Here is an 8,081-nt window from a genome sequence, read left to right as displayed (position 1 = left end):
CCCCGCGGGGCGCCGCCGCCCCCCCCCGCGGGGGGGGGGGCGCCACCCCCCCACCCGCCCCGCCCCGCCCCGGCCCACCCCCCCGCCGTGGACCCGGCGGGGGGGGCCGCGGCCCCCGCCACGTGGATGCGGGCCACCCGGGTCACCCGCGCGGACTGGCGGGAGCTGTTCGCGCGCAATCTCGAGACGATGTTCTTCCTCAGCCAGGCAGTGGCCGCCGAGTTGCAGCAGGCAGGCCTGCCCGGCTCGATCGTGTCGTTGTCCTCGATCAGCGGCATGAACACCGCGCCCTTCCACATCGCCTACGGCACGGCCAAGGCGGCGATCGTCGCGGCCACCCGCAGTCTGGCCGTCGAACTGGCTCCCGCGGGCATCAGGGTCAACGCGATCGCCCCCGGCGTCACCGCGACACCGGCCTCGGGCGCATACGTCGACGCCGATCCCGAGCGCGACCGCGCCGCCATCGCCATGGGCAGACGCGGGCGGCCCGAAGAGCAGGCGGGCCCGATCCTGTTCCTGCTCTCCGACCTGTCGAGCTACGTGACCGGCCAGACACTGCTGGTCGACGGCGGTCTGAACCTGCGCTGGAGCCACCTGGCCGCCGACAACACCTCGCTGTTCCTGAAGGACGAGAACTTCCGCGCGGCCATCACCGCCTGACCCCCACCGCTTCCAGGAGATCAAGTCATGACCGAGACCGCCGAGCACAGCACCGCGACCGAACCGCTGTCGACGCCGAAGCAGATCGGCGTCGAGGCCTACACCAGCCCCGAATACGCCCGCGCCGAGTTCGAGAAGCTGTGGTCGAAGGTCTGGCAGCAGGTCGGCCGGGTCGAGGAGATTCCGCGCGTCGGCGATTTCCTGACCTACGAGATCATGGACGAGTCGATCATCGTCACCCGCACCACCGAACACACCCTGCGCGCCTACTACAACGTGTGCGCCCATCGCGGCCGCAGGCTGGTCGACATCCCGCCCGGCGCGCACGACGCGCGCGGACGCCGCAAGCAGTTCGTGTGCGGCTTCCACGGCTGGCGCTACGACCTGGAGGGCAACAACACCTTCGTGCCCGAGCGCGAGGACTGGAAGTGCGCGCTCGACGGCCGCGACCGGCTCACCCCCGTGCGGGTCGACACCTGGGGCGGGTGGATCTGGATCAACCTCGACCCCGGCGCCGAACCGCTGCGCGACTACCTCGAGCCCGCCGCGAGCCTGCTCGAGCACTTCGAACTGGAGAAGATGCGCTACCGCTGGCGGCGCTGGGTGGAGTTCGACTGCAACTGGAAGGTCGCCTTCGAGGCGTTCATGGAGACCTACCACGTGCCCTACACCCACCCGGAATTCGCCAATTTCGGCAGTTTCCTCGGCTGGGCCCGCGCGCAGGGCAAGCACAGCAACATCGGCTACGACGCGCCGAAGGGCATGGAGGAGAACCAGGCCAAGCTGCGCGTCGGCGGCGGCGCCGACGCCCGCGTCTCCACCGCGAACCTGCAGAACTTCACCTGGGAGAACGCCAACACCAACACCACCCGCACCCTGGTGGACGTGGCCAATCGCCTGGTCGACGAGCTGCCCGAGGGCACGCCCGCCGACCAGGTGCTGCGCTACTGGCTCGACACCGCCCGCGCCGAGGACCAGGCGCGCGGGGTGGAGTGGCCGAAGGTCGACCCGCGGGTCGTCGCCGAGAGCGGCACCGCCTGGCAGATCTTCCCGAACTTCCAGATCGGTCACGCGGTCAACAACATGCTCTGCTACCGCTTCCGGCCGCTGGGGGCCGACCCGGACCGCTGCCTGTTCGAAGCCGCCGTCTTCGAACTGTTCCCCGAGGGGCAGCAGCCGCGGACGGAGTGGATCCACACCCCGGTCGGCGATCCCGGCTGGCGCAGCGTGCTGCCACAGGACTTCGACAACATGGCCGCCGTGCAGCAGGGCATGAAGTCCCGCGGCTTCACCGGCAACAAGCCGAACCCGTACCGGGAGCGCAGCGTGGTCAACCTGCACCACAACCTGGCGCGCTACATGGGCACCGGCGAGCCCACCGATCTGGCCTGACCAGCAGGCACTTTCCGAGCTAGGACGCACCGATGAGCGACTGCGCACCCACCGACACCCCCGAGATCGACCTGCCCGCGCTGCGCGCCAGGTACCTCGCCGAACGCGACGTTCGGCTCCGCGAGGAGGGCCAGGCCCAGTACCTGACCACCGACGAGGCTTTCCCCGAGTTCTACGAAGCCGACCCCTACACACCGGTGGTGCCGCGCGATCCGATCACCGCCGAGATCGAGGTGGCCGTCCTCGGCGGCGGCTGGGCCGGGTTGATCACCGGCGCCCGGCTGATGGAGGCCGGGGTAACCGATTTCAGGATCATCGAGCTGGCGGGCGATTTCGGCGGCGCCTGGTACTGGAACCGCTATCCCGGCATCCAGTGCGACACCGACAGCTATGCCTACCTGCCGCTGCTGGAGGAGACCGGCTATCTGCCGAAGGAGAAATACGCCCGCGGTGACGAGTGCTTCGAGCACGCCCAGCGCATCGGCAAGCACTACGACCTCTACGAGCGGGCCGTGTTCTCCACCCTGGTCGAGGCGCTGAGCTGGGACGAGGACGACGGGCGCTGGCGGATCGGCACCAATCGCGGCGACGACATCCGCGCCCGTCACGTGGTCATGGCCCAAGGTCCGTTCAACAAGCCGAAACTCCCCGGTATCCCCGGCATCAGGGATTTCCGCGGCCACATGTTCCACAGCGCGCGCTGGGACTACGCCTACACCGGCGGCGACATGCACGGCGGGCTGGACGGGCTGGCGGGCAAGAAGGTCGCGGTGATCGGCACCGGCGCGAGCGGCGTGCAGATCGTCCCGCACATCGCGCGCTCGGCCGAACACCTCTACGTCTTCCAGCGCACACCCTCCTATGTCTACGAGCGCGGCGACGTGCCCACCGACCCCGCATGGGCGGCGACCCTGCGGCCCGGCTGGACGCGGGAGCGCAAGCGCAACTTCCACACCGCCGCGTTCGAGGCGTTCGCGCCCGGCCAGCAGGATCTGATCTGCGACGGCTGGACCGAGGTCAGTCGCAACCTGGAGGCGCATCTGAGTGCCACCGGCGGCTGGGCCACGCTCACGCCGGAGAAGTTCATGCGACTGCGCGAGATCGAGGACTACAAGGCGATGGAGCGCGTGCGCAGGCGCGTGGACGCCATCGTGCGGGACCCGGCCACCGCCGAGGCGCTCAAACCCTGGTACCGGTTCCTGTGCAAGCGGCCGTGTTTCAACGACGACTACCTGCCCACCTTCAACCAGGACAATGTCACCCTGGTCGACGTCTCGAAAACCAAGGGCGTGGAACGCATCACCGCCGACGGCATCATGGCCGACGGGGTGGAGCACCGGGTGGACTGCATCATCTTCGCCAGCGGCTTCGAGATCACCACCGATCTGGACCGCCGCCTCGGCATCGCGCCGTTCACCGGCCGGGCCGGGCGATCGCTCTACGAGCACTGGGCCGAGGGCTACCGCACCCTGCACGGCATGACCACCCACGGCTTCCCGAACCTGTTCTTCACCGGATTCCTCCAGGGCGGCGTCACCGCGAGCACCACCGACATGTTCGACCAGCAGGCGCGCCACATCGCCTACGTGCTTGCCCGCGCGGGCGAGCGGGGCGCGACGGTGGTGGAACCCACCGCCGAGGCGGTCGAGCAGTGGTGCGCCACGGTGCGCGAGACCGCCGTCGACAACACCGCCTTCCAGCGCGAGTGCACGCCCGGCTACTACAACAACGAAGGCGAGCAGAAGATCCGCTCGCATCTGGGCGAGCCGTACTGGCCCGGCTTCTACGCCTTCGAGGACCTGCTGCTGGCCTGGCGCGACACCGGCGAGCTGCCGGGTATGGAGCTGCGCTCATGAGCCGCGACGAGCTGCGCTTCGACGGGCGCGTCGCGATCGTCACCGGCGCGGGCCGTGGCCTCGGACGCGCCTACGCCCTGCTGCTGGCCGAGCGGGGCGCGGCGGTGGTGGTCAACGATCTCGGCAGCAGCGTGCGCGGTGACACCGTGGAGGGCGATCCGGCGCGTGAGGTCGTCGCCGAGATCGAGGCCGCCGGCGGCACGGCCGTGGCCTCGACGGATTCGGTCGCCACCGCCGAAGGCGGGCAGGCGATCGTGCGAACCGCACTCGAGCGCTTCGGCCACCTCGACATCCTGGTGCACAACGCGGGCAACGTCCGCTACGGCTCACTGCGGGAGATGAGCTACGAGGACTTCGACGCCGTGCTCGACGTGCACCTGCGCGGCGCCTTCCACCTCACCCGGCCTGCCTTCCCGGTCATGGCCGACGCGGGTTACGGACGGGTGGTGCTCACCTCCTCGATCGGCGGACTGTACGGCAACAAGGGCGTCGCCAACTACGCCGCCGCCAAGGCCGGTGTGATCGGCCTGTCGAATGTGGTGGCCCTGGAGGGCGCCGAACACGGCGTGCGCAGCAATGTCATCGTGCCCGCGGCGGTGACACGGCTGGCCGACGGGCTGGACACCTCGGCCTATCCCCCGATGGGCCCCGAGCTGACCGCGCCCGCCGTGGGCTGGCTCGCCCACGAATCCTGCTCGCTGTCCGGCGACGTGCTGATCGCGGTCGCGGGCCGGGTGGCGCGGGCCTATATCGCCGAGACGCCGGGGGTGTACCAGCCCTGCTGGACCGTCGAGCAGGTCGGCGAACGCATCGAGGAGATCCGCGACCCCGCGCACTCCTGGGTCCTGCCCGTCGCGACCGGTCACGCCGATCACCTGAGGAAGAGTTTCGCGCTAGCCACGGAGGCGGCCCAGCATGTCGGTTAAGGTCTACGAACGCATCCTGCACCTGCTCGAAGCCGAGGGCATCGACACGATATTCGGCATCCCCGATCCGAACTTCGTGCACATGTTCCACCTCGCCGAGGAACGCGGCTGGAACGTCGTCGCACCCCACCACGAGGAATCGGCCGGGTTCATGGCCGAGGCGGTGTCACGCATGACCGGCCGCGCCGCCGTCTGCATCGGCACTCTCGGCCCCGGTGTCGCCAATCTGGCCGGGGCCATGATGTGCGCGAAGGTGGAGAACTCGCCGGTGATCTTCCTCGGCGGCCAGCGCGCCCGCATCACCGAGCAGCGGGTCCGGCGCGGCCGCATCCAGTTCGTCAAACAAGCCGAGCTGTTCGAGCCGTCGGTGAAGTACAGCGCCAGCATCGAATACGCCGACCAGACCGACGAGATCCTCCGCGAGGGCCTGCGCAGGGCGCTGACCGGCACGCCGGGCCCGGTCTACATCGAATACCCCTCGCACGTCATCCTCGAAGACCTCGACGTGCCCGACCCGCTGCCGCCGCACCGATACCGGCTGGTCGGGCAGACCGCGGGCGCCGACCGGATCGCCGAGGCCGCCGAGCTCGTCCGCGCCGCGAAACAGCCGGTGCTGCTGGCCGGTCACGGCGTGCACACCACCCGCGCCGGCGCCGCGGTGCGCGCACTGGCCGAGCTGATGGCCTGCCCGGTCGTCCAGACCTCCGGCGGCACCTCCTACATCGAGGGGCTGGAGGACCGCACCTTCCCCTACGGCTTCTCCCCCTCCGCCGTCGAGGCCGTGGTGGCCTCCGACCTGTGCCTGGCCATCGGCACCGAACTCGGCGAGCCGGTGCACTACGGGCGCGGCAGGCACTGGTCGGCCAACGAGGCGAACCGGAAATGGATCCTGATCGAACAGGACCCGGCCGCGATCGGGGTGAACCGGCCGATCGACGTCCCGCTCGTCGGCGACCTGCGCGCGGTGGTCCCCCAGCTGACCGAGGCGCTGCGCGACACCCCGCGCACCCCGACCCCGGTGCTGGCGCGCTGGATCGAACAGGACGCGGCCCGGCTGGCCGAACTCGCCGAGACCGCGCCGTCGGGCCGCTCCCCCGTGCACCCGGCCCGGTTGATCGTCGAGGCAACCAGGGCCTTTCCCGCCGACGGCATCATGGTCCGCGACGGCGGCGCCACCACCATCTTCGGTTGGACCTACTCGCAGGCCAAGCCGCACGACGTGATCTGGAACCAGAACTTCGGCCATCTCGGCACCGGCCTGCCCTACGCCGTCGGCGCCTCGGTCGCCGAGGGACGCCGGCGGCCGGTCATGCTGATCACCGGCGACTCCTCGTTCCAGTTCCAGATCGCGGAACTGGAGACGGCGGCCCGGTTGAACCTGCCCCTGGTCTGCGTGGTCGCCGTTGACTACGCCTGGGGCCTGGAAGTCGGTGTCTACAAGCGCACTTTCGGCCAGGGCTCGCGTGAGACGGGCACGCACTGGAGCACCGCGACCCGCCTCGACAGGGTCGCCGAGGGCTTCGGCTGCCACGGCGAGTACGTCGAACGCGACGAGGACATCGCACCCGCGGTCAAACGCGCCTACGCCAGCGGAAAAGTGGGCGTCATCCATGTGGCCGTCGATCCGAAGGCCAATTCCGAGGAGATGCCGTCCTACGACGAATTCCGCACCTGGTACGCCGAAGGGACACAGTAGTCATGGCATCCACCTCCCCGCGCACGATCTCCACCTTCTACATCGGTGGCAAATGGGTCGATCCCGCCACCTCCGCGACCTTCGAGGTGGTCAACCCCGCCACCGAGGAGTTGCACGGCACGGTCGCGGCGGGCTCGGCCGCCGACATCGACCGCGCGGTCGCCGCCGCCCGCACCGCCTTCCCGGCCTGGTCGGCGAGTTCGGTGCCCGACCGGCTGGCCCTGCTGCGTGCCATCGGCGCGGAGTACGAGCGCCGCCGCGGCGATCTGGCCGCCGCGCTCACCGCCGAGATGGGCGCGCCGGCCGCGCTGGCGGGCGGACTCCAGGTCGACCTCGGCGCGGGCCACCTGGCCACCGCCCTCGGCATTCTGGAGAACTATCCGTTCGAGGAGCAGCGCGGCGCGACCCTGGTGATCAAGGAGCCGATCGGCGTGTGCGGGCTGATCACCCCGTGGAACTGGCCGTTGAACCAGATCGCGGTCAAGGTGTTCCCCGCGCTGGCCACCGGCTGCACGGTGGTGCTCAAGCCGTCCGAGCAGACCCCGTTCTCCGCGCAGATCTTCGCCGAGATCCTCGACGCCGCGGGCGTTCCCGCCGGCGTGTTCAATCTCGTGCACGGCGACGGCCCGGGCGCGGGCGCGCCGCTGTCGGCCCACCCCGATGTGGATCTGATCTCGTTCACCGGCTCCACCCGGGCGGGTGTCGAGGTGGCGCGCGCGGCCGCGCCGAGCGTCAAGCGGGTCACCCAGGAACTCGGTGGCAAGAGCCCGAACATCGTGCTCGACGACGAGGAACTGCTCGCCAATGTCGGCATCGCCGTCGCTGGGATGATGAACAACTCGGGCCAGACCTGTAGCGCGTTGTCGCGGCTGCTGGTGCCCCGCGCCCGCCTCACCGAGGTCGTCGAGGCCGCGCGCGCCGCGGCGGCGGCGACCACCGTCGGCGATCCCACCGGCGAGGTGGCGATCGGCCCGGTGGTGTCGAAGCGGCAATTCGACAAGATCCAGGGGCTCATCCGGCGCGGCATCGACGAGGGCGCCACCCTGGTCGCGGGCGGCACCGGCCGGCCGGAGGGGCTCGACCGCGGCTACTACGTCAAGCCGACGGTGTTCGCCGACGTCACCAACGACATGACCATCGCCCGCGAGGAGATCTTCGGTCCGGTGCTGTCGATCATCGCCTACGACGATCTCGACCACGCCGTCGAGATCGCCAACGACACCGAGTACGGTCTCGCGGCCAACATCTGCGGCGCCGACCTCGAGGTGGCGCGCGCGCTGGCCCGCCGCATCAGGGCGGGCTGGGTCTCGGTGAACAGCGCCTTCGACTTCGGGTGCCCCTTCGGGGGCTACCGCAAGAGCGGAAACGGCAGGGAGTGGGGCGAATTCGGTTTCCACGACTACCTGGAGATCAAGGGCATCCTCGGCTACGCGCCCGAGTGAGCACACCGCTGGGGGGGGGGGGGGGGGGGGGGGGGGGGGCGGCGGCGCGCCGCGGCGGGCGGCCGCGGGGGGGGGGCCCCCGCGGCGGGGGGGGGGGGGGGGGGCGGCG

6 protein-coding genes are annotated in these 8,081 nt (G+C 70.6%); all 6 read left to right on the top strand.

Annotated features, from left to right (window positions below; all coding sequences use genetic code 11):
- On the top strand, window positions 1-660 hold a 660-nt coding region (locus tag QH283_RS08555; protein WP_280502481.1), incomplete at its 5' end, for an SDR family NAD(P)-dependent oxidoreductase.
- A 27-nt stretch (window positions 661-687) separates the two neighbouring features.
- The gene (locus QH283_RS08550) at window positions 688-2,052 is read left to right on the top strand and encodes an aromatic ring-hydroxylating oxygenase subunit alpha (protein WP_280502480.1); all 1,365 of its coding nucleotides are present in this window, start codon (window positions 688-690) and stop codon (window positions 2,050-2,052) included.
- A 32-nt stretch (window positions 2,053-2,084) separates the two neighbouring features.
- Window positions 2,085-3,908 (top strand): flavin-containing monooxygenase, encoded by a 1,824-nt coding sequence (locus QH283_RS08545; RefSeq protein WP_280502479.1) that lies wholly within the window; start codon window positions 2,085-2,087, stop codon window positions 3,906-3,908.
- Window positions 3,905-4,834, top strand: a complete 930-nt coding sequence (locus QH283_RS08540) for an SDR family NAD(P)-dependent oxidoreductase (RefSeq protein ID WP_280502478.1) — start codon at window positions 3,905-3,907, stop codon at window positions 4,832-4,834. Before QH283_RS08545 ends, QH283_RS08540 begins: the two co-directional genes overlap by 4 nt.
- Entirely contained in the window at window positions 4,824-6,530 is a 1,707-nt protein-coding gene (locus QH283_RS08535) for a thiamine pyrophosphate-binding protein (RefSeq protein ID WP_280502477.1), read from the top strand. The genes QH283_RS08540 and QH283_RS08535 overlap by 11 nt, the downstream gene beginning before the upstream one ends.
- A 2-nt stretch (window positions 6,531-6,532) precedes the next feature.
- Window positions 6,533-7,972, top strand: a complete 1,440-nt coding sequence (locus QH283_RS08530) for an aldehyde dehydrogenase family protein (protein ID WP_280502476.1) — start codon at window positions 6,533-6,535, stop codon at window positions 7,970-7,972.
- The last annotated feature ends 109 nt before the right edge of the window (window positions 7,973-8,081 follow it).

The sequence above is a fragment of the Nocardia farcinica genome (assembly GCF_029867845.1).
Classification (GTDB): Bacteria; Actinomycetota; Actinomycetes; order Mycobacteriales; family Mycobacteriaceae; genus Nocardia; species Nocardia farcinica_A.
This window is presented reverse-complemented; position numbering and strand designations above follow the sequence as displayed.

What these genes read in the sequence shown, in the direction of transcription:
- QH283_RS08530 (WP_280502476.1), top strand. Translation starts at nt 6,533, where the DNA reads ATGGCATCCACCTCCCCGCGCACGATCTCCACCTTCTACATCGGTGGC.
- QH283_RS08545 (WP_280502479.1), top strand. Translation starts at nt 2,085, where the DNA reads ATGAGCGACTGCGCACCCACCGACACCCCCGAGATCGACCTGCCCGCG.
- QH283_RS08550 (WP_280502480.1), top strand. Translation starts at nt 688, where the DNA reads ATGACCGAGACCGCCGAGCACAGCACCGCGACCGAACCGCTGTCGACG.
- QH283_RS08540 (WP_280502478.1), top strand. Translation starts at nt 3,905, where the DNA reads ATGAGCCGCGACGAGCTGCGCTTCGACGGGCGCGTCGCGATCGTCACC.
- QH283_RS08535 (WP_280502477.1), top strand. Translation starts at nt 4,824, where the DNA reads ATGTCGGTTAAGGTCTACGAACGCATCCTGCACCTGCTCGAAGCCGAG.